General features: G+C 61.8%; 25 protein-coding genes and 1 pseudogene. 7 read left to right on the top strand and 19 right to left on the bottom strand.

The annotated features are described in order from the left end of the window. Positions 1-57: 57 nt before the first annotated feature. From B3Z70_RS00410 to B3Z70_RS00375, 9 genes and pseudogenes are all read right to left on the bottom strand, one after another. Positions 58-603, bottom strand: a complete 546-nt coding sequence (locus B3Z70_RS00410) for a S26 family signal peptidase (RefSeq protein WP_292044386.1) — start codon at positions 601-603, stop codon at positions 58-60. Further along, on the bottom strand, positions 600-1,121 hold the full coding sequence (locus B3Z70_RS00405) for a DUF2840 domain-containing protein (RefSeq protein ID WP_292044385.1): 522 nt from the start codon (positions 1,119-1,121) through the stop codon (positions 600-602). Before B3Z70_RS00405 ends, B3Z70_RS00410 begins: the two co-directional genes overlap by 4 nt. Further along, positions 1,118-1,372 carry a ribbon-helix-helix protein gene (locus B3Z70_RS00400; protein WP_292044383.1) on the bottom strand — a complete coding sequence of 85 codons (255 nt, stop codon included), beginning with the start codon at positions 1,370-1,372 and terminating at the stop codon, positions 1,118-1,120. The genes B3Z70_RS00405 and B3Z70_RS00400 overlap by 4 nt, the downstream gene beginning before the upstream one ends. Beyond that, positions 1,369-2,007, bottom strand: coding sequence for a ParA family partition ATPase (gene parA / locus B3Z70_RS00395; RefSeq protein WP_292044381.1), 639 nt, complete (start codon positions 2,005-2,007; stop codon positions 1,369-1,371). The genes B3Z70_RS00400 and parA overlap by 4 nt, the downstream gene beginning before the upstream one ends. A gap of 281 nt (positions 2,008-2,288) precedes the next feature. Then, positions 2,289-3,098: pseudogene (locus B3Z70_RS00390) on the bottom strand (replication initiator protein A); the annotation flags it as partial. Then, entirely contained in the window at positions 3,099-3,368 is a 270-nt protein-coding gene (locus B3Z70_RS00385; RefSeq protein WP_292044378.1) for a helix-turn-helix transcriptional regulator, read from the bottom strand. Positions 3,369-3,559: 191 nt separating this feature from the next. Beyond that, positions 3,560-4,159 (bottom strand): DUF2285 domain-containing protein, encoded by a 600-nt coding sequence (locus B3Z70_RS00380; protein ID WP_292044376.1) that lies wholly within the window; start codon positions 4,157-4,159, stop codon positions 3,560-3,562. Further along, a complete protein-coding gene (locus B3Z70_RS17225) occupies positions 4,098-4,352 on the bottom strand; it encodes a transcriptional regulator domain-containing protein (protein WP_409514365.1) in 255 nt (84 codons plus the stop codon). The genes B3Z70_RS00380 and B3Z70_RS17225 overlap by 62 nt, the downstream gene beginning before the upstream one ends. 262 nt (positions 4,353-4,614) lie before the next feature. Then, on the bottom strand, positions 4,615-5,457 hold the full coding sequence (locus B3Z70_RS00375; RefSeq protein WP_292044374.1) for a DUF932 domain-containing protein: 843 nt from the start codon (positions 5,455-5,457) through the stop codon (positions 4,615-4,617). 389 nt (positions 5,458-5,846) lie between these two features. On the opposite strand from B3Z70_RS00375, the gene B3Z70_RS00370 reads away from it, so the two are divergent. Beyond that, positions 5,847-6,224: a hypothetical protein gene (locus tag B3Z70_RS00370; RefSeq protein WP_292044372.1), complete on the top strand. Its 378-nt coding sequence runs from the start codon at positions 5,847-5,849 to the stop codon at positions 6,222-6,224. Between the two features lie 66 nt (positions 6,225-6,290). Here the strand turns inward: B3Z70_RS00370 and B3Z70_RS00365 are convergent, their stop codons facing one another. After that, complete coding sequence (locus B3Z70_RS00365; protein WP_292044371.1) at positions 6,291-6,608, bottom strand: DUF736 domain-containing protein; 318 nt, start codon at positions 6,606-6,608, stop codon at positions 6,291-6,293. A 799-nt stretch (positions 6,609-7,407) separates the two neighbouring features. On the opposite strand from B3Z70_RS00365, the gene B3Z70_RS00360 reads away from it, so the two are divergent. From B3Z70_RS00360 to B3Z70_RS00350, 3 genes are all read left to right on the top strand, one after another. Continuing rightward, the gene (locus B3Z70_RS00360; protein WP_292044369.1) at positions 7,408-8,118 is read left to right on the top strand and encodes a dual OB domain-containing protein; all 711 of its coding nucleotides are present in this window, start codon (positions 7,408-7,410) and stop codon (positions 8,116-8,118) included. Between the two features lie 154 nt (positions 8,119-8,272). Beyond that, positions 8,273-8,896: a DUF488 family protein gene (locus tag B3Z70_RS00355; RefSeq protein WP_292044367.1), complete on the top strand. Its 624-nt coding sequence runs from the start codon at positions 8,273-8,275 to the stop codon at positions 8,894-8,896. Positions 8,897-8,910: 14 nt separating this feature from the next. Then, positions 8,911-9,348 carry a DUF488 family protein gene (locus tag B3Z70_RS00350; RefSeq protein ID WP_183196368.1) on the top strand — a complete coding sequence of 146 codons (438 nt, stop codon included), beginning with the start codon at positions 8,911-8,913 and terminating at the stop codon, positions 9,346-9,348. A gap of 21 nt (positions 9,349-9,369) precedes the next feature. Here B3Z70_RS00350 and B3Z70_RS00345 read toward each other — a convergent pair whose 3' ends face one another. The 3 genes from B3Z70_RS00345 to B3Z70_RS00335 all read right to left on the bottom strand — a co-directional run bounded on the left by B3Z70_RS00345 (position 9,370) and on the right by B3Z70_RS00335 (position 12,827). Beyond that, on the bottom strand, positions 9,370-9,783 hold the full coding sequence (locus tag B3Z70_RS00345; protein ID WP_292044365.1) for a hypothetical protein: 414 nt from the start codon (positions 9,781-9,783) through the stop codon (positions 9,370-9,372). A 136-nt stretch (positions 9,784-9,919) separates the two neighbouring features. Beyond that, positions 9,920-11,968, bottom strand: a complete 2,049-nt coding sequence (locus B3Z70_RS00340; RefSeq protein ID WP_292044364.1) for a ParB/RepB/Spo0J family partition protein — start codon at positions 11,966-11,968, stop codon at positions 9,920-9,922. A 352-nt stretch (positions 11,969-12,320) separates the two neighbouring features. Then, positions 12,321-12,827: a hypothetical protein gene (locus B3Z70_RS00335; RefSeq protein ID WP_292044363.1), complete on the bottom strand. Its 507-nt coding sequence runs from the start codon at positions 12,825-12,827 to the stop codon at positions 12,321-12,323. A gap of 193 nt (positions 12,828-13,020) precedes the next feature. Between B3Z70_RS00335 and B3Z70_RS00330 the strand changes: the two genes are divergently transcribed. Further along, a complete protein-coding gene (locus tag B3Z70_RS00330; protein WP_292044361.1) occupies positions 13,021-14,202 on the top strand; it encodes a Fic family protein in 1,182 nt (393 codons plus the stop codon). Positions 14,203-14,240: 38 nt separating this feature from the next. Here the strand turns inward: B3Z70_RS00330 and nucC are convergent, their stop codons facing one another. From nucC to B3Z70_RS00300, 6 genes are read right to left on the bottom strand one after another with little or no spacing between them, the layout of a single operon-like run. Then, positions 14,241-14,966 carry a CBASS effector endonuclease NucC gene (nucC, locus tag B3Z70_RS00325; protein WP_292044359.1) on the bottom strand — a complete coding sequence of 242 codons (726 nt, stop codon included), beginning with the start codon at positions 14,964-14,966 and terminating at the stop codon, positions 14,241-14,243. A 34-nt stretch (positions 14,967-15,000) separates the two neighbouring features. Then, positions 15,001-15,897 carry a CBASS oligonucleotide cyclase gene (locus tag B3Z70_RS00320; RefSeq protein WP_292044357.1) on the bottom strand — a complete coding sequence of 299 codons (897 nt, stop codon included), beginning with the start codon at positions 15,895-15,897 and terminating at the stop codon, positions 15,001-15,003. Then, the gene (locus tag B3Z70_RS00315) at positions 15,897-16,397 is read right to left on the bottom strand and encodes an HORMA domain containing protein (protein WP_292044355.1); all 501 of its coding nucleotides are present in this window, start codon (positions 16,395-16,397) and stop codon (positions 15,897-15,899) included. Before B3Z70_RS00315 ends, B3Z70_RS00320 begins: the two co-directional genes overlap by 1 nt. Then, on the bottom strand, positions 16,394-16,870 hold the full coding sequence (locus tag B3Z70_RS00310; RefSeq protein WP_292044353.1) for a hypothetical protein: 477 nt from the start codon (positions 16,868-16,870) through the stop codon (positions 16,394-16,396). Before B3Z70_RS00310 ends, B3Z70_RS00315 begins: the two co-directional genes overlap by 4 nt. Continuing rightward, a complete protein-coding gene (locus B3Z70_RS00305) occupies positions 16,867-17,826 on the bottom strand; it encodes an AAA family ATPase (RefSeq protein ID WP_292044352.1) in 960 nt (319 codons plus the stop codon). The genes B3Z70_RS00310 and B3Z70_RS00305 overlap by 4 nt, the downstream gene beginning before the upstream one ends. 48 nt (positions 17,827-17,874) lie before the next feature. Continuing rightward, positions 17,875-18,114 (bottom strand): DUF2188 domain-containing protein, encoded by a 240-nt coding sequence (locus tag B3Z70_RS00300; RefSeq protein ID WP_292044350.1) that lies wholly within the window; start codon positions 18,112-18,114, stop codon positions 17,875-17,877. Between the two features lie 138 nt (positions 18,115-18,252). Between B3Z70_RS00300 and B3Z70_RS00295 the strand changes: the two genes are divergently transcribed. Both B3Z70_RS00295 and B3Z70_RS00290 read left to right on the top strand, forming a co-directional pair. Continuing rightward, a complete protein-coding gene (locus B3Z70_RS00295; RefSeq protein WP_292044348.1) occupies positions 18,253-18,576 on the top strand; it encodes a helix-turn-helix domain-containing protein in 324 nt (107 codons plus the stop codon). Beyond that, the gene (locus tag B3Z70_RS00290) at positions 18,573-19,475 is read left to right on the top strand and encodes an ImmA/IrrE family metallo-endopeptidase (RefSeq protein ID WP_292044346.1); all 903 of its coding nucleotides are present in this window, start codon (positions 18,573-18,575) and stop codon (positions 19,473-19,475) included. Before B3Z70_RS00295 ends, B3Z70_RS00290 begins: the two co-directional genes overlap by 4 nt. Positions 19,476-19,993: the final 518 nt, after the last annotated feature.

Here is a 19,993-nt window from a genome sequence, read left to right as displayed (position 1 = left end):
CGATGCTGGTGAATGCGTGAGAGCCGGCGAGAACGATTGCCGCCGGAATCGCGGCGGTCAGCGCGTCGCGGCGCGCCAGACGAAGCGGCCGTCGCCGTCCTCGTCGGTGTAGACCGGCGTCGCGCGGCCGATGACGGCGCTGACCGGGATCGGCCCGAAGTAGCGGCCGTCCAGGCTGTCGCGGACATCGGCGTTCATCAGGAAGATTTCGTCACCGGCGATGCGGCGGCAGCCGTTCCAGACCGGCAGTTCGCGGCCCGAGCGGTCGCGATCGAGCGCCGCGCCGAGTTCGACGCCATCGACCGTGATCGTGCGCCGGACCCGGCAGACTTCCTGCCCCGGCAGTCCCATGACGCGCTTCAAGAGCGGCACGCCTCGGCCGATATAGCCGCGCTCCACCATGAAATCGGCGAACGGTTCAGGCGGATCGACCGCGACCAGATCGGTGACGGTCAGGTCACCGGGCGGATCGATGGCGTAGAGGCCGATCGGCGCGCTGGCGGAGACGTTCCATACCAGCCGGGTTGGCGTCGGGATGAAGGACGCGATGGCGACGCCTATGATCGAGAGATACGTCACCATCACATAGCCGAAGCGGGTCATGGCGCGACGCTCCGGCGCTTGAGGAACGCCCGGTGCTGGTCGGCGGTGTAGGCGCGCGGCTCGTGTCCGGCCGTCAGCCGGTTGTGGACGTGGCGCCAGTGAGCGGGCGAAACATCCTCCGGATCGATGCCGATCGCCTGGATGGCGTCGATGTGGCGGAGCACCTGTTCGACCCTGGGCCAGCCGTCGATCTTGAGCAGGATTTCGCCGCCGGGGCGCACGAAGGGCAGCGTCTGATAGGATTCGCCGGGCGTGACCGCGCGCACGATGTCGATGCGCGAGATGATCGTGCCGAAGTTGTTCGACGCCCATCGAACGAAGGCGAAGATCGCGCCCGGACGGAACGCGAAGATGCGACGGCGGCGGTCGAGGATGGTTTCTTCGGCGAGCCGGCCGAAGCGAACCCAGTGCTCGATCTTCTTCTCGATATGGGTGAGTTCGACACGGGTCAGGTCGTCGGAGGGAAGCGCGGACGGCACGGGGCCGCCGCGCACGCGGGGAGCTGCGGTGCCGGTCATGATGGGTCTCCTTCGGTGGCTGGGAATTCGCGCGCGAGCAGCTCGCGCAGCATTTCGGCGACGGTGACGCCGCGCTGGAACGCGACGATCTTGATTCGGCCGCGCAGATCCGGCGTGATGTCGATCGTCAGCCGGGCCGTGAACGCCGCGCCGTCGGTCGCGCGGACCGCTGGCGAATCGCTCGCCTTGATCCAGCTCTCGGGATCGGCGGGACGCGCCGCGAAACCGCGTTTCGGGCATCGCTGGCTCATGGCGCAAGCCTTGCGATCTCGGCGGCCAGCGCGGCGATCTCGCGCGCGGCCGGACTGTCGGCGTCGATCTCCGACGCCAGCCGTCCGGACTGCGCGGCGTCGGCGAAGACCACGCGCTGGCCGATGGTGGCGGCGAGCAAGGGCGGATCGTGGTCGGCTAGCGTCTCGGCCGTCTCGCGGGCGATGACGGTGCGCGCGCCGCAGCGGTTCAGCACGAAGCGCGCGGCGAGTTCCGGGCGGTAGATGCGCGCCTCGGTGAGCAGCGCCAGCATCTCCGCCGAGGCCCAGCCGTCGAATGGTGACGGCTGCACCGGGATCAGCACCAGGTCGGCGGCGAGCAGCGCCGAGCGCATCAGCCCGGCGACGCGCGGCGGCCCGTCGATCACGACATGATCGACATCGCGCGCCAGCTCGGGTGCTTCGCGGTGCAGGGTATCGCGGGCCAGGCCGACCACGCCGAACAGCCGTGGGCAGCACTCGCGCGCCCGCTGCTGGGACCAGTCGAGCGCCGAGCCCTGCGGGTCCGCGTCGATCAGCGTCACACGGCCGCCGGTCCTGGCCCATTCTCCGGCGAGATGCAGGGCCAGCGTCGTCTTTCCGACGCCGCCCTTCTGATTGAGCAGGGCGACGATCATGGCACGCGCCTCGATCGTCTGGCGGCACCGGCACCATGGCTCGCGCCCGCGTGCGTCAAAGATAAAGAGTTAGATTCTTTATTAGACTCTAAGTTAGCGGTCGGATTCCGCGTTTCGGGCCAAAGGTTTAACTGCGGTCCGTGCGCCTGATGTGCCGATAGGGCTGCGCCTGATGTGCTGATACCGTTTGCGCCTGATGTGCCGATGCCATTCACACCCTTATCCACAGGCACTGTGAATTGTTCGGCGGGCAGGATTCTAAGCCATTCGCGGCGTCCGTTCCGCTCGATCGACAACCGGTATCCGGGCAGCGGCTGGCGGGCGGCGATGCGTCGGAGATCAAGCGCGAAATCCGAAATCCGGGCCATGCTGCCGGACTTTTCGTGGAGATGGGCGATCTCGAACAGCCAGCCATGCGGCTGGCGACCGGCATGTTTGCGGGCGACGCGATAGAGCCAGCGTTCGATCCCGCCGGTCAGCCGGAAGTAATCCGGGTCGATGGTCAGAACCAGCAAGCGATCGACGACGCCGTTGTAGAACCATTCGGGCAGGACGAACTCCATGCCCTCGACGCGACCGTCATGGGTCGTCATCTCCTCCCATTCGTTGATCCAGGAGAATTGCCGCCGCCGCCAATGGACGCCGTTGCGGATGGTGGTGGCGACGACGGTCGATTGCAGGCGCGCTAGCGACGCCTTCAGCAACTGGTACTGGCGATTGCCGGTGTCGCGGCCGATGCCGCGCAGGAGCTGGTACGGCGTGAAGCGGAAGAAGCGCGATGTGCGCAGGCCGTGGTTCTCGGCCTCGACGATCTGGCTGGCCGCCCAGATCAGTACGTCGGCGTCCCAGATGGTCGCCATGCCGTGCTCGGGCATTCCGAGCACTTGCACCTCGATGTCGGCGGACTTGTAGAGGATGGGTTTGGTGCGCGGCGTCTTCGAAAGCGAGAAGAACGGCCGCTCCATCAAATCGCGCTGATCGAGCGGGCTGGCATCGCCCGTCGCGACGACGAAGGGATCGAGCCGTGCCCGCTCGCTGCCGACAAGGTGCTGGGAGCGCCGTGCGGCGTCGTGGGAGGGACCGCCCGACATTCAGCGTGCGCCCCGCTCGGCGGGCGTCAGGGGCCGCGCCGCGAAGACCCGGCCGGCATCCTTGTCGGTGGTGGATTTGCGGGCGGCGACCGCCGTCCAGGCTTGCAGGTCGTCCAGCGCATAGACGACGCGCCCACCGATCTTGCGATAGGTCGGGCCGGTGCCGTATGTGCGGTGCTTCTCCAGCGTCCGCAGCGATATGCCGAGAAAGCGCGCCGCATCGGGCGTGCGCAGGAATCGGGGCGGCAGCCCCGTCTTCGGGTCGATCATGAAAATGCCTCCGGGTCGGGTTCGGCGGCTGTCGGCGGCGACAGCGGGCTATGGCGAACCGTGGCGGAGGATCGGCGGCTTGCAGCGTGCCGGAATCAGGGGGGTGCGATTTCGGCACCCGATGCCGGAATCAAAGGGGTGACGATCCGGCACCCCGGAGGGGTCGGCTCAAGTCAAGGCCACGCCGCTCCTCAGCGGCGGCGTGGCGCCCGGACGGGATAGTGAAGCAGTTCGCGGTAGCCGCCGCGCATGTAGAACAGGCCATCGGCGACGAGACGGCGCACCTTGTTCTTCAAGGGGCTGACCTCCCAATCGTTCTTGGACCTGCCTTGGAAGCCGAGAAGTGCTTCGGCGATGACGCGATAGCTGGCCCCGGCCAGCTTCGCGTCAAGCGCGCGCAGGATCAGGATGTGCCGGTCGCGGGTCTGCGACGGAAGGTCGTGCCGCCGGTCGCCTGGCGGGCGTCCGGCCAGCGCCAGCCAGAAGCGCAACGCCGCTTCGGCGCGCAACTCGAACAGGGTGTCGAGCGGCAGGATGACGACAAAGCCCGTTGGACCTTCGGGTGGAGCGTTCGCGAGCCAGAAGCGATGCTCCCCGCCCGATCCGCGCCGGAGGCCGTGCCAGGTGCCATCGACGGCCGATCGCGCCGCGACGCCGGGAAGCTTCGGCAGCACGATGGGCATGGCAAAGTTGTCGGGCGGATCGCTCGATGGCTGGAGCCGGAAGGCGTCAGGCTGAAGCGCAGGCGTCCAGAAGAGAGATGCACGATCGGCGGCCTGGTCCGGGTCCACCGCGAAATCGTAACCCCCAGCGGTTGGCGAACGCGATCTGCGCTTCGGTATCGTCGCGGGATTTCCGCCTCAGGCGATGGAAGTCGCGACGATACTCGTCGTCGCGGCGGAGATATTCCCAAGCGAAGCCGGCGGCAGGAATGCTGTGTGCATGTCCATAGGCGGCCGGCGAGCGCCAATCAGAACTCGGCATGGCGTCACCTCTCTTCTTCCAGCATGGGATCGGCGCTGGAAAGACGAAGGGTCCACAACTTGGGATATGCTTTGAAGTCAGCGTTACCGGATATGTAGATCGCGCAAAGCGATCAATATTGGTTAATTATTACTTAACATAGCAAAGTCGATTTGGCGAGCCGGGCGTAGCCCGGCGAGCGGCGGTCGTGGCGACGACACGGCCGCGCCGCCGATCCGGGTCCACGGATCGGCGGAAAATCGGATAGCCGCAAATGAGCAGATCATCCGTGTTTCAGGCGCTGCATCCCTTCCGCCAGCGTCCACAGCGCGCGGTTCAGCCCGACATTCTGGTCAATGCCGTTGATGGCGCGGGTCTGGCTGCGACGGATACGGCCCTCGGGATTGGTGCGCCGCCCCTCCAACCCGCCGCGTATCATGTTCTCCTGAATGACGTTGAACGTGCTCCACAGGCTTTGCCCGACATCCTCGCGGCGGCGCGGGGCGATGACCTGATCGGGACGGACGGGGCTTTCGTCCTCGCCATAGCGGGCGACAAGGCTCGCCTCCGCCAATACCCGCTGTTCGTCAGACGACAGGCGCGTCTCCTTCATCGTTTCGGTGGCGTCGATCAGGCGGGGGAAGTCCTCTGCAACCGTATAGACACCCTCAATGATCTGATCCTGTATGCCGCCCTTGTGGGGGACGCGGACTTCCTCGAAGCGCTCGCCCGCGATCATGCTGTTGGTGCAGACGAAGCGCAGGACACCGGCGAACATCTGATAGGCCGACGTTCCGTCATGGCTGTTGACGATGATGACTTCCGCCGCCTCGGGCTTGCCGATGCCGTCATCCCGGCGCAGGCGCAGCATGTGCTTGGCATGGCCGTGGCGGCTGCCGTCGCGCGGCACGGATTGGACGGCGAAGAACGGAAACCATCCTTCCTTGCGCAGCCCCTCCACGATCTCGATGGTGGGGACGTAGACGTAGCGGTCCGACCGGCTGTCATGCGCCTCGCGGGCGAAGACGGACGGGACGTGGCGGTAGAGGGCTTCGTTGTCGAGGGCTTCGCGCCCGCTGATCTGGTGGCTGTTGCGGTCGAACCGGGTGGCGAGTTGATGATACATGATCTGTCTCCGTGGGTCTGCGTTGGAGCGCAGCGCTGCGCTGCAACCCTGGCCGTCGCCGAGACCGGGGTAGCAAGGTGCAAGGGCGGCCGGGCCGGAGGGGGATCACCCGGCCTGCACGGAACGGAGGAACGACGTGGAGGAAGGCTGGGGATACCGGCCCGGACGAGCGTCAGCGATCCCTTGCGCCGCGCGGGGGTGGAACCCCTAGCAAACCTGCCCGGCATGAGCGCCAGCGGGCGCGGGGCATCAGGATCTGATCGGGATGCGCAAAGCCGCAAACCCTGAAATCCGCACATCTCGATCGCCGTATTGCCTGACAAGCGGTGGGTTGGTTTGGGGCACGCGCATACCCACATGCAAGACAACGATATGGGGAGGGAAATACTTTGGCGGACTATCTCGTAACCTATGATTTCAAGGTCGGCGCGTCTTCGCAGTATAAAGATTTTGTGGAATGCGCTGAGGCAGAAGGTCTCCTTTATGTCTTTCACGGAACGAAGCAGCTTCACCGCCTGACGAACACGACGTTGTGGGGCGTGTTCACCAGCACAGAAGAAGCAAAAAAAGCCTTTGATCGAGCCAAGGCTGCGGCCGAGGGTAAGGTTGGGCGGAAAATCGTTCTGGAGAAGCGCGTAATTACGCTGCTTTCCGGGTGGTCGATCCTCTCCGATACGAAAAAGGCTCCGGAGACCAAGTGGACGAAGTCCACGAAATTCGAAACATGTCGCGCCCATCAGAAGAACGATCCTTTCTTCGCCTACTGAGGCGGTGGCGGCCATGAACATGACGAAGCCCCGCTCGGGTGAGCGGGGCTTCGGGAAATGTCCGGCTCAGTCGCCGTTGCGGCGGGACCAGATGAGGTTGTGGGCTTCGCCCTCCTCGCCCTCGACCAGGCTGGCGTAGATCGGTGCGGGGAAGCTCGGGTCGTCCAGCTTGACGGAGAGGTATTCGCGCTGCGTCTCGCGGGCGGTCTTCTTCCAGGCTGCGCCGAATTCGGTGGCTCCTGCGAAGATGCGGAAGTCGGGACCGCGCTCGCTGTCGCCATCGGTGGGGACGAACTTGGCCTTGACGTTGAGGGTCAGGGTCTTGACCGCGCCGGTGAAGCCCGCGCCGTTTTCGTTCTTGGTGAAGGTGCCGATGGTCGCCATTGTCGTGTTCCTTTTCGCATCCGGCCGCGCCTGTCGCGACCTCGATGGTGGTCGTGCGACCGGGGACGATCGGCCCCGCACCCGTAGGGCTGAAACGCAGTGGAAGGCGGCCGACGACGGCTTTTTTGTCTCGCGATGCAAAGCCGCAGGCGGCGGAAAAAAGCGGGCATTGGGCGTTGCGGGAAGACGAGCGAGGCGCAGCCGGTCTTCGGTCAGACCCAATCCATTCGAGGACGCCGTGGGTGTGGCTGACATAGAAAGCCGAGGAACACGGCACTGGTGGCGGTCGGCCTCCGCATCAACATGAAAACGGTGGCGAACCTCCGGCCGCGCCGCAGCCCCCTGACGTTCGACAGCGAGGCTCTTCACTGTCGACAGAGGGGTGCGTGTTTCCCGATCTGCACCGTGTTAACAGCGCCGTCGTCGGCAGGCCGAAGACGATAGCCGCGCGACGCTACACGACCTTTCTCATCATCTGGTGATCCGAACCCAACGAGCGCAACCGGCTCCTATTTCGAACCCGAGAGCAAAGAGACCGTCATTAAGGTCGTGCTGCCGCGGCTGTGAATAGATGCTTCCGCGCACCGCTTCTCCAAGCGGGGGCTTCATCCACGGAAAGGCCGTCACCGCCATTCTTCGCGTTAGCGATTGAAGCCGAATGGCGGAAACGCGCCTGTGGCGTGGTTCCGGCGCAGCCGAAAGCGCGGCCCGCAGGGCAACGCCACTCCTTCGCTCGCTATACTTGCAAAGCCACCCTGAACAACACAGAGTGTAGGAAATAGGGGGAAGGATTAGATCAATGCCGACTTACGAACTAATAATAACGGATGTCACGCGATACGGTGATCTGTTCTGCGTCGCAGGGTGGGACTTGAACAATGGCGGCATGATCCGCCCGGAGCCGCCGACCGCGAACGCCGTGGCGGAAGCATCGCGATTCTGGACGGATCAGCACGCCGGGCCGGGCAAGTTCTTCGCTGTCGGCAATCGCGTTCGATTCGATGCAGCGACACCACCAGCGAATTTCCCGTTCCCCCATGCGACCGAGGATCGCGTAGTAATTGCCGGCAACAACAGCGCGGTCCTTAGTCAGATGACTGCCGCGCAGATCGCACACGCCGTCGCGGCTGGTGTATCAGCATCGATCGACCAGGCCTTTGGCGGCCATTTGCATCGAGCCTATTCGGGCAAAGCCCATGTGGTCGCCGGTATGCAGACCGGCTCACTCGACGCCATCTTGATCCAGCCAGGGTCGATATCCTTCTACGAGGACAATCCATCCCCTGGAAAACGGCGGCTCCGCGCGCTCATCGACCAGGCTGGCGTCGAATATGACTTCTCCGTGCCCGCCGATGCCGCGAAAAGCCGGTTCCTCGCGGGAGGGGTAGCTGCATTGGAGGCCGATGCCGCCGCAAGCCAGAGCATTCATGTTCGCCTTGGCTTGTGTCGTCCGTTCGCGGCGATGCCGAATAGTTGCTATGCCCAAGTCAACGGTATGTATTTCCTGTGACCATCGCATACTACAACGAGCAATTCGCATAGTCGGAAAAGTCTATATTGCGCGCGAAGATAGCTGGTCGCGCAGGTGCATCATTGATATGATCGCGACGCGCTGAAAATGGAGATCGTGTCGGACGAACGGTCGTAGCATGAAGGAGGCTGGGTTGGCGGATGCGGCTGTAGAGGTTCTGACGATCGGGCATTCGACACTGCCCTATGAGCGTTTCCTCGCGCTGCTGCGTCAGGCGTCGATCACGGCGGTCGCTGATGTCAGGACTGCACCGTTTTCGCGGCACTTCCCGCACTTCAATATGGATACCCTCCGCGACAAGCTGCGCCAGGACGACGTTGCCTATGTCTTTCTCGGTGAAGAACTGGGTGGGCGTCCGAAAGGCAAACGATTCTTTTGCGACGGCGTGGCCGATTACGAGAAAATGGCTGAGACGCCCGACTTCGCGCGAGGACTGGAGCGTGTCATCGACGGGGCGAAGAAGTATCGCATCGCCATGATGTGTTCGGAGCATGATCCGCTCGATTGCCATCGCTGCCTTCTGGTGGGCCGGGCGTTGCAAGAGCGCGGGGTGGCTGTCCGCCATATTCTGAGCGGAGGTCAGATCGTCGATCATCGGCAGATTGAGGACAGGCTGATGGACATGGCGGGCAAGAGCGATATCGATCTCTTCGAACCGCCCGCGAAGCGACTTGCCGCAGCTTATCGGGATAGAGCAATGAAAGTCGCGTTTTCCGAGCGAGAAACCAGCGCGCGAAAACCGGCGGCGGCGGAGTAGATGATTTGAGCGGTGTGGATTTAACGACGATCGGCTTCACCAAGACCACGGCCGCCAAATTTTTCGACCGGCTGAAGAGCGCGAGCGTGAAAAAGGTGATCGACGTCCGGCTCCACAACACGTCGCAGCTCGCGGGTTTCGCGAAAGCCGATGACCTCGCTTATTTTGTGAAGACGATCTGCGGCGCGCAATATACGCATCAGCCGCTTCTCGCCCCGACAGATGACATTCTCAAAGCCTTCAAGCGCGACAAAGGCGACTGGGGTATCTACGAGAATTCGTTCATGCGGCTGATGACGCAACGCAAGATCGAGGACAGGTTCAAACCTGAAATGTTCGAAGGCGGATGTCTGCTGTGTTCCGAGGATAAGCCCCATCATTGTCATCGGCGGCTCGTCTGCGAATATCTTAACAGCAAATGGGACGGCACTTTGAAAGTCAGGCACCTCTGATCCGGCCTGACCAATCTACGGTCACGATTGATACGGTATCTTACGGACCAACCGCACCAGCGCCGACACGCCGACGACCGCGCCCCCGATAGCGCAGAATATCTGCCGCCAGACCTCGGACGGCACTGCCTCGCCGGTGACGCCATTGACAAGAGCGTAGCCCGCGACGGCGGCGGGCGCGGCGAAGACCAGCGCCACGATCAGGCGCGGGACCGGCCAGCGGAGCGAGGTAAAGGCGAACACCAGCAGGCCATAGGCTGCTGCCCCGGCGACGAGGCCGACAAGACCCGCGCCGATCAGGCCGGAGCCAGTGGCGTAGGCGAAGCGCGCCGCTTCGACGGCGAGCATGAAGGGCAGCGCATAGACGGCGAGCGTATAGGCCAGGAGGCACAGTCCCGCGATCAAGGCCACGCCCATCAACATCACGGCGATCATGATGGTTCTCCATAGCGCCGATGACGGTGGCCATCATCGGACAGTCGAGGTCAGCCGGTCGCGCGGTGAACACCGCGCGACCGGAATTTTGGCGGGATGGAAGGCCGGGACCGCTGGTGCGATCCCGGCCCGGTCCTCACTCGGCGGCAATTTGGAAGGCGTCCCCGTCCTGCTGCTCGTCCAGCCACGCGGGCCGCGCCGTGCGCAGGGCGGCGGGAAGCCAGCCGGTTCCGGCCAGAAGCTGCTCGGCAGCCTCCGCCATGTCCGTCTTCTTCAAGCCCGCGATCCGCTCCGCCGCCGCGTCGCTGACGGCCTCGCGCACGGCGGCGAGGATGTGCGCCTTGGTGACTCGACCGAGATAGACCCGCACGGTCGGCGTCCAGTGTGCCGTCATGTCGAGCGCCACCGCCGTCGCCAGCCTGTCCGCCGTCGCATGGGCGTGGGGCTTGCGCTCCCAAGGCTGCCTCACCGCATTGACGGTCAACGAAGCGCAATGGGCGAACAGCGCCATGACGCCGGCATGGTCCAGACCGGCAACGAAGCCCCACAGATCGCCCACGTCACGCGGCATGTCCGCCGCCCATCCGGCATGACGATCCGCCAGCGCCTTGCCCGCCGCCGTATCCTCGATGCCGTCCGCGTGGGATGCAAGGAAACTGCTCGTCGGACGGATTTCGAGGCAGGCGGCGTCCACCCCGCGATAGAAGGTCTGCGCCGCCAGCGCATGGGTGACGGCGATCAACGCCATGTCCGGCTGTTCGCCCAGTGCAAGGCGAAGCCCCAGCGTCCGGTGCGAGGTCAGGTCGCGGACAAGAAGGTCCGACAGCGGCTTGCCCGCATCCTCGGCATCCTCGTCCTCGGCCTCCGACACGGGAACGGTGTCGCCGTCCGCATCATGGTCGCCGTCTTCGATGATCTCGCCATCGCTGTTGACGCGAACGCCGTCCACGACGCTGCCGCCGTCACCGCCCGCATCACCTTCGGTTTCCGGCTTCTCGTCTTCGGTCCGGATGAAACCACGCTCGATACGGGCTTCCCCGTCATGGGATAGGATGACGAACACACCGCCACGGGCGATCTCGTCGGCATCATAGGCGTGACGCAAGGCGTCGATGCGCTCGATCTCGGCTTCCAACTCTCCGAACCGCTGGTCTACATCGTCGGGCAGTTCCTCGGCGCTGTCATACTGCTCGGTCAGCGCGTCATACTCGCCCTGCGCGGCGGTGTAGGCAGCCTCGTCTTCCTCCGACAGGTCCACCGGATGCGGATAGGCGCGGCGCAGGCCGTTGCCGTGCGGATAGTCGATATGGACCGAAGCCCATTTCCAGCCTTCCCCGGCCTTCACGCTCTCCGCGATCCCCTCCAGCTTCTCGATGACCAGCCGGTCGAGCAGCGCCGCATCCTCGTAGAAGCCGCCGCGATCCTCGGTGAACAGGTCGCGCAGGATCAGGCCGCCCGCCTCGGTATAGGCCTCCGCGCCGACGAACACCGTCCGCCGATCCGTCGCCGCGATGTGCATCCGGGTCAGGTCGCGGCGAATGGTCGAAGGGTCCTTGTTCCACGACAGGTTCTCGTAGACCTGCTCCTGCCGGGCCGGATCGTCCACGATGGCGAAGGCCATCAACTGCTCCAAGGTCAGTCCACCGTCGCGATAGACCTGCATCAGCTTGGGGCTGACTGCGCCGAGACGCATCCGCTGGCGCACGACATGCGCCGTCACACCGAAGCGGGCGGCGATTTCCTCCGCTCCCCAGCCGCGCGTTTCGGCAAGTTCGCGGAAGCGCTCGAACTGGTCGGCGGGCGAGAGGTCTTCGCGGGTGACGTTCTCGTCCAGACTGATTTCGCTGGCGTCGTTCACAGTGTCGATGACGCAGCGGATGGGGTCCGTTTTCTTGATCTGCTTGCGCTTCACGCGCAGCAATTGCGCCAGCCTGCGGCCTTCCCCGATGCTGACAAGATAGAAGCCGGTCGCGGCTCCTTCGGCGTCAACCTCCGGCTCCACCACGAGGTTTTGCAGGATGCCCTTGGCGTGGATGCTCGCCGCCTTCGCCTCGATGGATGCCTCGCTGTGCGGCGTCTTACGGGCGTTGTTCGGGTGCTTCTTGAGCTTGTTGAGCGGGATGAACACCTCCGCGCCGGTCACGGCAACGGGGATGGCGGTCGTCTCATTGGCAGGGGTCGTCATGGTCTTTCTCCTATGTGCTTGGGTTTCGCGCAGCGAAGCGCCGCGCTGAAACCCTGCCCGTCGGCGAGACCGGGGGGTGCAAGGGCCAGGGCGGCCGGGGTGGAGGGGGATCACCCGGCCTGCACAAGCGGATGTCCGTCATGACGGATTTGCGGAAAACCGCATCCGCGCGGAAGGTCGGGGAGACCACCCCGGGCGGCGCCGGCTTGCCGGCGCTTTACCCTTGACCGCGCCAGGGGGCGGCGCCCCCAAGTAACCCGCCCGGCGTGAGCGGCAGCGGGAGCCGGGAAAGAGAAAGCTGATCAGGATGCTGGAATTTAGCGATCAAGTGGATGGGTCTGATCGCATTGAATCATGATCGCAGACGGGTGTGGCCGAGTTCTTCCGCTTCAATTTTGCGCTTCATGGCAATTTCCAGAGAATCGTCATCGGATTGCTTGAAGGGTCGGCAGTCTTCGACCAGGCGCTTAAATTCTTCGTTCTTTTTATCATCGGTCTTGGTGTTGTGCGCCTTTATCCATAAATCAGCCTCCTGAAACGTGACTTTAGAAGTGTCCTTTTTCTTGCCTTTGATGAGGGTGATGCTTTTCGGTATGCTTCGATAATTGCCGAATAGATCAATGCCGGCGTCGTTAAGGGCCTTTGGCCCCTTGCGGTTGCTCACCTCATTGTAGAGTTTGGTCAAAGCAATTTTCACAAGCTGCGGGGTGAGATGTTCTATCTCCTTCGCCTTCAAGGCTTTGACTCTGCTCAGCACATCGGCGTTAGATGCCTCCCCATTCCCCCGCTCTCGCATGACATCTTTGTTGATGTCCTCGATTGCATTTCGAAGATCACTCAGGGTTACCTTTTCTGACATATCTCTTCCTTCGACGTTCGGTTTTTCAATTGAGGGATTGTTCGGAGTAAGAGGTCTAATCCGGGCCGGAAACCTGCCCTTGACTCGGCCTATGATGGTATCGCTGCTTATTTAAGTGCGCTTACCTTAGCTCATTTCCTATTTAAGCCAAGCGCCTATTGCTTAAATAACGGCACGACGGCATATTCGGCTCATGTCTGAACCATCGCCCAATCTCCGGTTAGGCCGCTTCGTCGAAACGCCCGTTGCAGGCGAGATGGTGCGCGCCTTCGTGCCGCCGCCCTTGCCGCCAGAGCCGTCGATCAACGTGTTGGCCCTGCTGGAAAAGCTGAGTCTGGCGGAACGCGCCCTGGGGCGTCTAGACGGCATTACCATGCTGCTGCCGCGCCAAGAGCTGTTCCTCTATATGTATGTGCGGAAGGAAGCTGTCCTCTCGTCCCAGATCGAGGGCACGCAATCGACTCTTTCGGACCTGCTCCGCTTCGAGATCGAGGCGCAAGCCGGCCAGCCGATCGACGACATCCGCGAAGTTTCGAACTACGTCGACGCGATGATGTACGGGCTGGAGCGCCTGGAAGATCTGCCGCTGTCGCTGCGCTTGATCCGTGAGATGCACGCGCGCCTGCTGCAAAGCGGACGCGGGGGCACGAAAAGCCCCGGCGAGTTCCGGCGTTCGCAGAACTGGATCGGTGGGACACGCCCCGGCAATGCGCTCTTCGTGCCGCCGCCGCCGACTGAAATGGATGCCTGCCTCGATGCGCTGGAGCGTTTCATGCACGAGGAAGGCTCGCGTCTTCCCGCCCTCATCAAGGCCGGCCTGCTGCACGTTCAATTCGAGACCATCCACCCGTTCCTAGACGGCAACGGCAGGATCGGCCGCTTGCTGGTCACGCTGTACCTCTGCGTCAACGGCGTGCTGCGCAAGCCGCTGCTCTATCTGAGCCTCTACCTCAAAACCCATCGCTCCGAATATTACCGCCTGCTTCAGGAGGTGCGCGAGCATGGGGCGTGGGAAGCCTGGCTCGACTTCTTTCTCACGGGCGTCGCGGATACCGCCAATCAGGCATTCGATGCGGCAACCCGGATTGTCGAGTTGTTCAAGCAAGACCGCGAGCGCATCACGGCGGAGAGCGACCGGGCCGGCTCGGCGCTGCGCATTCATGATCTGTTTCAGCAGAATCCCTATCTGACAGCCAACCAGCTCGTCCACCAGACGGGCCTTTCGGCCCCCACGGTCAATGCGGCGCTCGCCGATCTGGAGCGGTTCGGCATCGTCGAGGAAGTCACCGGCCGCAAGCGCGGCCGCGTTTTCAGTTACAGAGGATATCTCGCGATCCTAAGTGAGGGCACGGACCCGCTTCCCACTGCGCCCTGACTGAAAAAAACGAAAGATTAGGCCAAGTTTCGCACCGGCTATTTCGTTAGCCATTGCCCATAGGCTTCGACATCGATCATGGGGACGGTGCCGCTAAACTGAAGCTGAGAGATCAACTTGAATAAGAATGCGGTAGCAGGCTTGTTCTCGTTGACAAAACTATAGCTCGTGTTCGCCTGATCCAAGAAGAAATGGCCATGCGATGCGACGCAACCGATATCGAGCCGGCCGTCACCTAAGTCGGCGACCAAGGCCTTCTCAAAAGACGGCCCCAGCGCTGGACTCCATTCGCTCTCAAACGTCAGTAGACCACCCAGAATCGGAATCAACGGCTTGGCCGGGTAGACACCTTTCGCGTATGGGATAGGCAAACTGGTACGGTGCAGGCGACGAACGCTCGCAACCTTTGCTTGCGCGTAAGCGACCAAGGCAGCGTCTGCCGTCTGCTTCGCCTCGAAGACGGCATAAACGCTCTCCGCCGGAATGATGGTCTCGTTCTCGTAGGTAAAGATGAAAGGCGAATACTGGCGATCGAAAATCACCACATCAATCTGCTGGCTAAAGTTCCCAAGGCTATCGACCACATGCGCCTTTGCCGCTTGATATCGTTTCGGCAAATATGTCTCCAGCATGCTGATCCACACATTCTCGCTGGCATCTCCCTTTGTGCCCGGATGATTGAACGACTTCCGGACGATCGCCAAGCGCTGCTGAATATCTTCATGCAAGGAGGACAGAAGCTGGGACAAAGACCATTCAGACATAGGAAAACCTCACTTTATTTCTTAGCGGCCGGCTTCATGACAACGGAAATTTCGGGCCGAACAATTCACGCCAGGCGCGCAATGCCTCGCCATTCCGGCCACGACGTACATGGTCGATGGCAATCGTAGCTTCGCGCTCCGCCGCACCCAGAAGTGCACGCGCTCGCGTCTTGCGCGCCGTGTCCATGCCGTTGCTGATCGCCGGGCCGAGTCCTGCAGGGTCTTGCCACTCATCGGAAATCCGTGCCGCGAGCGTAGCAAAGAATCCCTGAATTTCGCGGTCAAAGCTGCCACCCCAGCCGCCATGGAGACATTGCATGGCCATGACTTCGATCAGAAACGAAGGCTTCACCGGCTTCTCGCCGTGCTTTGGGTTGTTGTTCCAATATTTCACCATCCGCACGAGACCCTTCCATTCGTTGGAATAGGCCTGATGCGCGGCGGTGGCCTCTGCGGCATGGGTTTGAGGGTTGGTCCCGATCCACTTGCCGGACTCGTTATCGGGAATCTCGAAATTGCCGTCCTTGTCGAAAGCAGGGACGACATCCACGCTGATGACGCGGTAATCGGTATTATCATCGGCATCGGCCTTCACGCCAAAATCGACGTTGATCGAACGATTTTGTTTCGTGGCTTTGTCACCGTATTTTTCGACCAGGGCATCATGGAAATCAGCCAACACCACCGACGGCGTCTTGGAGCGATAGTGATCTTCTGAGGGTTTCAGCACGAAAAAGATATCGACGTCTTTCAACGGCTTTGTCTTGGTCCAGCGCGCATATGATCCGGTCAGGAAGCTCCGGTCGATCTTGAACTTGGTGTCCAGATAATCCCGGACCTCCTTCTGGCGCGCGGAGGCGTTTGCCTGCTCCCGATCGTTCAGTTCCAGACGACTTTTGAATTTCCGAAACGCCTCGTCGATTGTGAGCATCAGGCTCTCCTCAGATAAGATGTGCTGGCACCGAGGCCGCTGTGCTCTACGGTCGTCCCGAGGCTTTGGCGAACCATGCCTTCCGTTGAGCGTCCGCTCGCTTTGCTCCAACCAGCCACGTCGGGACGACCGGGCTTGCTTTGCAGAAGGAGGCGATACCTTGCCTCGCTGGGGGCCAGCCCCGCCTTTCTGATGGCGTATTTGAGCTGTTCGGTATCAGTCCAGAAACTGCCGTCGCCACCGGACCAGCCATAAGCGATGTCGATGTCCCATCGGAAAATCAGTGCGTCCGTCTTCGGATTGTAGATTTCCAGCTTTACCGTTTCCAGGTCGCCTGTGTTCAGCCACGTCTGGACACCACGCATGTGCAACTCCCAATCGCCAACGAACTCCGACGGATCAAGGCCCACGAGGCGGATGATATCCTTCAAGCTTTTGAGGATGTTGTCGGCCACATAGGTAACCGAGTGCGTATAGGTGTTAACGGCGACGTCGGTCATGAGCCAAGAAACCCTTTCGGATCAAACACAAGGGTCTGCGATTTCGTGGTCGCCGCCTCGTCGGCGCTCGACACAGCCGCATCGAGATCGCGCGCCGTGATACGAGTGCTGTGTTTCTTGAGCGCGCCCTGAACCCAAGTCAGATCATCCGCCAGGCAAGGCAGTGAAATCCGCCAATCCCCTTTCAATGGATCAAAGCCGAGAGGCTCTTCATTAGCGTCGGAACCTTCGACTGCGTCATCCTCATAAAGGCAATAGACGCGAGTCCGCGGGCCGTCACAGGTCACCGTGATTGCGGCATCCTTCGGCGCCTGATCGGCGATTACGCTGGCGGCGACGCCGGCGACCGCAAGAAGCTCGGTCCGAGCATCGCCGGTTTTTCCCTGGGTCAACAGATCGACGATCGCCGCCCAGGTCCGCGAGGCCTCGCGCTCGGGCGTGCTTTTGAAGGTCCGGCGGACAACTGTGCTCATGATGCCTTACCTCCCGATATACGACCTGCCTTAGCCGCACGGGCGGCGGCCAATAGGTCCTCAACTGTCACACGCTCCGGATTCATGGCCGTCTGCGGGCTACTAGCCAGCGCGTTGGCCACCATCTTGCGAATGGCGCGCCCGTCGAGTCCGACACATTCTGCTGCGCAGCGGTCGAAACCCGATAAGGTGGGCAGCCTCGCTATGGCCGGATATGTCTTACCCAGACCAACCAGGCAATCTTTCAGGATAAGCCCGCACGCTTCACGATCCGGCAGGGGCACATGGACGACGAGGTCGCAGCGCGACGTGAACGCCGCATCGACGGCCTGAGGGAAGTTGCTGGTGGCGAGGAACAACAGGTTCGGATGCTGCTCGGCAAGCGCATCGAGCTGAACAAGCACAGCATCGGTCGCACGATGGATGTCGATAGGATTGGCTTCCAGGCTCATCTTCGATCGGTCGGCGGCAAGCGTCTCCACCTCATCAAGAAGTACGATGGTCGGTCCTGCGGCAGCGGCTTCGGCGATAGACTGTGAGAACAGCTCTGATACTGCCCGCTGCGTTTTACCCATCGCGGAACTGGTGAGCGCGTGCGGCTCAACTTCGAGCAAGCGGAACCCGCCGCCTGGAAATGTCTCGGCGGTGCGATGTGCCAACCCACGAGCGAGCGAAGTCTTGCCGGTCCCGGGGGGGCCGACAAGCAGGATCACGCCGTGAAGCGGAATGACACTGCGATCGACCTTGCCGCGCATCGTGAAGTTCAGCATCGCCTGAGAGAGGAGTTGAGCCTTGAGGCGATCGTCCAAGATGATCGAATTCCACAGGGCGCCTAGCGCGGGATCGGGAAGCCGGCGAATGCGCTGGATACCCTTCGGTTGGTTGAAATCCTGGTTCTGAACCGCCGCCACTTTCTGCATGTCGCTTGCCCTCATGCCGCCTGTGGCGGTGATCAAATGCGTCTCGGGGAAAAGCCGCGCTCTACCGAGCGCGGCTATATGGGATCAGCCCTTGGGCGGATTCGGATCGCGTCCGTGGCTGTCGCTCTGGCCGATACGGCCATCCTTGTTATGGATGCGCAGCTCGGTTTCCTGATTGCGGCTGACCTGCCGACCGTAGTTGGTCGCGTCCTGCTTCGTATCGAAGTGCCCCGAGGCACGCTCGCCGCCGCCACGCTTGACATCCCATCCGCCATTGGGGTTCGGCACCACATGATGGGTGTCTGGTCCGCGCTTATCCGCCATATCTTGATCCCTTCTCGCCATTCAAAAATAAAAAGTATCGCTACTCCGAACTCAATATGGGTCTGTACATGCGTGTTGTCAAGAACGACATATACCGCTACTCTGAACAAAGGTGGTTTGGAGTGTGGAGAGCATGACGTGACGACGCCGTTAGGCGACAAGATTCGGGATCTGCGAAAGGCGAAGGGCTACACCCTCGACAAGCTCGCCGAACTCGCGGACTCGAGCAAAAGCTACATATGGGAACTGGAGAACAAGAACCCGCCGCGCCCGTCGGCCGACAAGGTCGCAAAAATAGCTGCGGTGCTTGGCGTTACCGCCGACTACCTTATCGATACGACCGAGAAAGTCGGGCTCGATGACGCCACAGACAACGCCTTCTTCCGTAAATACAGAAAAATGGATGCGGCCACAAAAGATAAAATTAGGCGCATGACTGATTTGTTAGGAAATGACGAGTGACAGGCCCGTTGTCACCAGAGCGCTGGGCCTTCGAGATCACTCATCTTCTTAACGCGGTGTTCGGGGCGGATCGGTTTCCGATCGATATCCCAACGGTGGCGCGGGAATACACGGCGCAGCGATTTCCGGATGATCCGATCATTAGCGTTCAAGGCGACAACTTGCCGGGTTTCGATGGTGCCCTGTTCAAAGCTCCGGCAGGTCGAAAGGGCTGGGGCATCATCTATAACAACGGGATTACATCGAAGGGCAGAATCAACTTCACGCTGGCTCACGAATTCGGTCATTTCCTGCTGCATCGGCTAGCATATCCCGATGGTTTCCGCTGCGGAGAGCAGGATGTGGTTCGCTGGGACTCCGAATACGGACAGGTTGAACATCAAGCCAATGTGTTCGCGGCTAACTTTCTGATGCCGCTCGATGATTTTAGACGACAGATCGCGGCGACGGACAGGGTTGATCTTAATATGATCACTCATTGCGCGGACCGATATCGTGTCTCCCTCATGGCGGCGACCTTGCGCTGGCTCGGTTACACGCAAAGGCGCGCCGTACTGGTCGTATCCCGCGATGGCTTCATTCTGTGGGCGCGTTCAAGCGCCGCCGCGCTGAAGACGGGAGCGTTTTTCCGGACATCGACTGGGCCAATCGAGATTCCCGCAACATCGCTCCCCGTCAAGCCAGATCTGCTCATTGATGGCAGGGCGACCATCGATCACGGGCCCGGTATCTGGTTCAGGGAACCTGTGCGGGAGATGACGGTGTTCGCCGAGCGATATGATTTTGCCATCTCGCTGCTGCTGCTCGACGACGCGCGCCCCTTCGCCTCGTATGAAGAAGAGGATGAGCCGGATGTCTTTGACAAAATGACACCGAAAGAAGGTCGACGCGAATGGTAACGACTAGGTGCCGTACCCTGTAACGAGCACGGCCCCGGTTCATTGCCGCATGGGGGTAACCAGGATACGGCATTAGAGTGCTATAGCGTAGACGTAGTGCTCATCGTCGTCGGGCGCGGCCCGCCATCCCGCCGATTCTACGCCATGACGCGATATGCTGCGAGATTACTACCCAATCACCGCCGAATGCCGCATGGACTTCTAACATGTGATCGACCCGAGGTTTGCCCCCCGCGGCAGAGATCACACTGGTCGCACCCGTTGAGCCGCGTTCCGCCGATGCCATGGGCCGACTCTGGGACTTAGCCGCCTTTCCTAAGTCACATGTTGGACGGCAGGTTACGCCAAGAGCTGACATCCAGCGTTTGCACGACTGGCATCGTAGAACGACAAAAAGTGATCCGATTTCCGACGGTCAGTTCAACAGGCCTAGCACCAAATCAGCGCGAAAAAGAGGTGGGAAACGGCACGAGCGAAGTAATGATCGTCGGGCTACGCATCACCAATGACTTCGCTCG

Origin of the sequence: Brevundimonas sp. UBA6550 (assembly GCF_002434505.1) — a bacterium.
Lineage (GTDB): Bacteria > Pseudomonadota > Alphaproteobacteria > Caulobacterales > Caulobacteraceae > Brevundimonas.
This window is presented reverse-complemented; position numbering and strand designations above follow the sequence as displayed.

Bases quoted from the DNA above. Each gene is read 5' to 3' on its own strand.
- B3Z70_RS00410 (WP_292044386.1), bottom strand. From the start codon at position 603: ATGACCCGCTTCGGCTATGTGATGGTGACGTATCTCTCGATCATAGGC.
- B3Z70_RS00405 (WP_292044385.1), bottom strand. From the start codon at position 1,121: ATGACCGGCACCGCAGCTCCCCGCGTGCGCGGCGGCCCCGTGCCGTCC.
- B3Z70_RS00400 (WP_292044383.1), bottom strand. From the start codon at position 1,372: ATGAGCCAGCGATGCCCGAAACGCGGTTTCGCGGCGCGTCCCGCCGAT.
- parA (WP_292044381.1), bottom strand. From the start codon at position 2,007: ATGATCGTCGCCCTGCTCAATCAGAAGGGCGGCGTCGGAAAGACGACG.
- B3Z70_RS00385 (WP_292044378.1), bottom strand. From the start codon at position 3,368: ATGATCGACCCGAAGACGGGGCTGCCGCCCCGATTCCTGCGCACGCCC.
- B3Z70_RS17225 (WP_409514365.1), bottom strand. From the start codon at position 4,352: ATGCCGAGTTCTGATTGGCGCTCGCCGGCCGCCTATGGACATGCACAC.
- B3Z70_RS00375 (WP_292044374.1), bottom strand. From the start codon at position 5,457: ATGTATCATCAACTCGCCACCCGGTTCGACCGCAACAGCCACCAGATC.
- B3Z70_RS00365 (WP_292044371.1), bottom strand. From the start codon at position 6,608: ATGGCGACCATCGGCACCTTCACCAAGAACGAAAACGGCGCGGGCTTC.
- B3Z70_RS00360 (WP_292044369.1), top strand. From the start codon at position 7,408: ATGCCGACTTACGAACTAATAATAACGGATGTCACGCGATACGGTGAT.
- B3Z70_RS00345 (WP_292044365.1), bottom strand. From the start codon at position 9,783: ATGATCGCCGTGATGTTGATGGGCGTGGCCTTGATCGCGGGACTGTGC.
- B3Z70_RS00340 (WP_292044364.1), bottom strand. From the start codon at position 11,968: ATGACGACCCCTGCCAATGAGACGACCGCCATCCCCGTTGCCGTGACC.
- B3Z70_RS00335 (WP_292044363.1), bottom strand. From the start codon at position 12,827: ATGTCAGAAAAGGTAACCCTGAGTGATCTTCGAAATGCAATCGAGGAC.
- B3Z70_RS00330 (WP_292044361.1), top strand. From the start codon at position 13,021: ATGTCTGAACCATCGCCCAATCTCCGGTTAGGCCGCTTCGTCGAAACG.
- nucC (WP_292044359.1), bottom strand. From the start codon at position 14,966: ATGTCTGAATGGTCTTTGTCCCAGCTTCTGTCCTCCTTGCATGAAGAT.
- B3Z70_RS00320 (WP_292044357.1), bottom strand. From the start codon at position 15,897: ATGCTCACAATCGACGAGGCGTTTCGGAAATTCAAAAGTCGTCTGGAA.
- B3Z70_RS00315 (WP_292044355.1), bottom strand. From the start codon at position 16,397: ATGACCGACGTCGCCGTTAACACCTATACGCACTCGGTTACCTATGTG.
- B3Z70_RS00310 (WP_292044353.1), bottom strand. From the start codon at position 16,870: ATGAGCACAGTTGTCCGCCGGACCTTCAAAAGCACGCCCGAGCGCGAG.
- B3Z70_RS00300 (WP_292044350.1), bottom strand. From the start codon at position 18,114: ATGGCGGATAAGCGCGGACCAGACACCCATCATGTGGTGCCGAACCCC.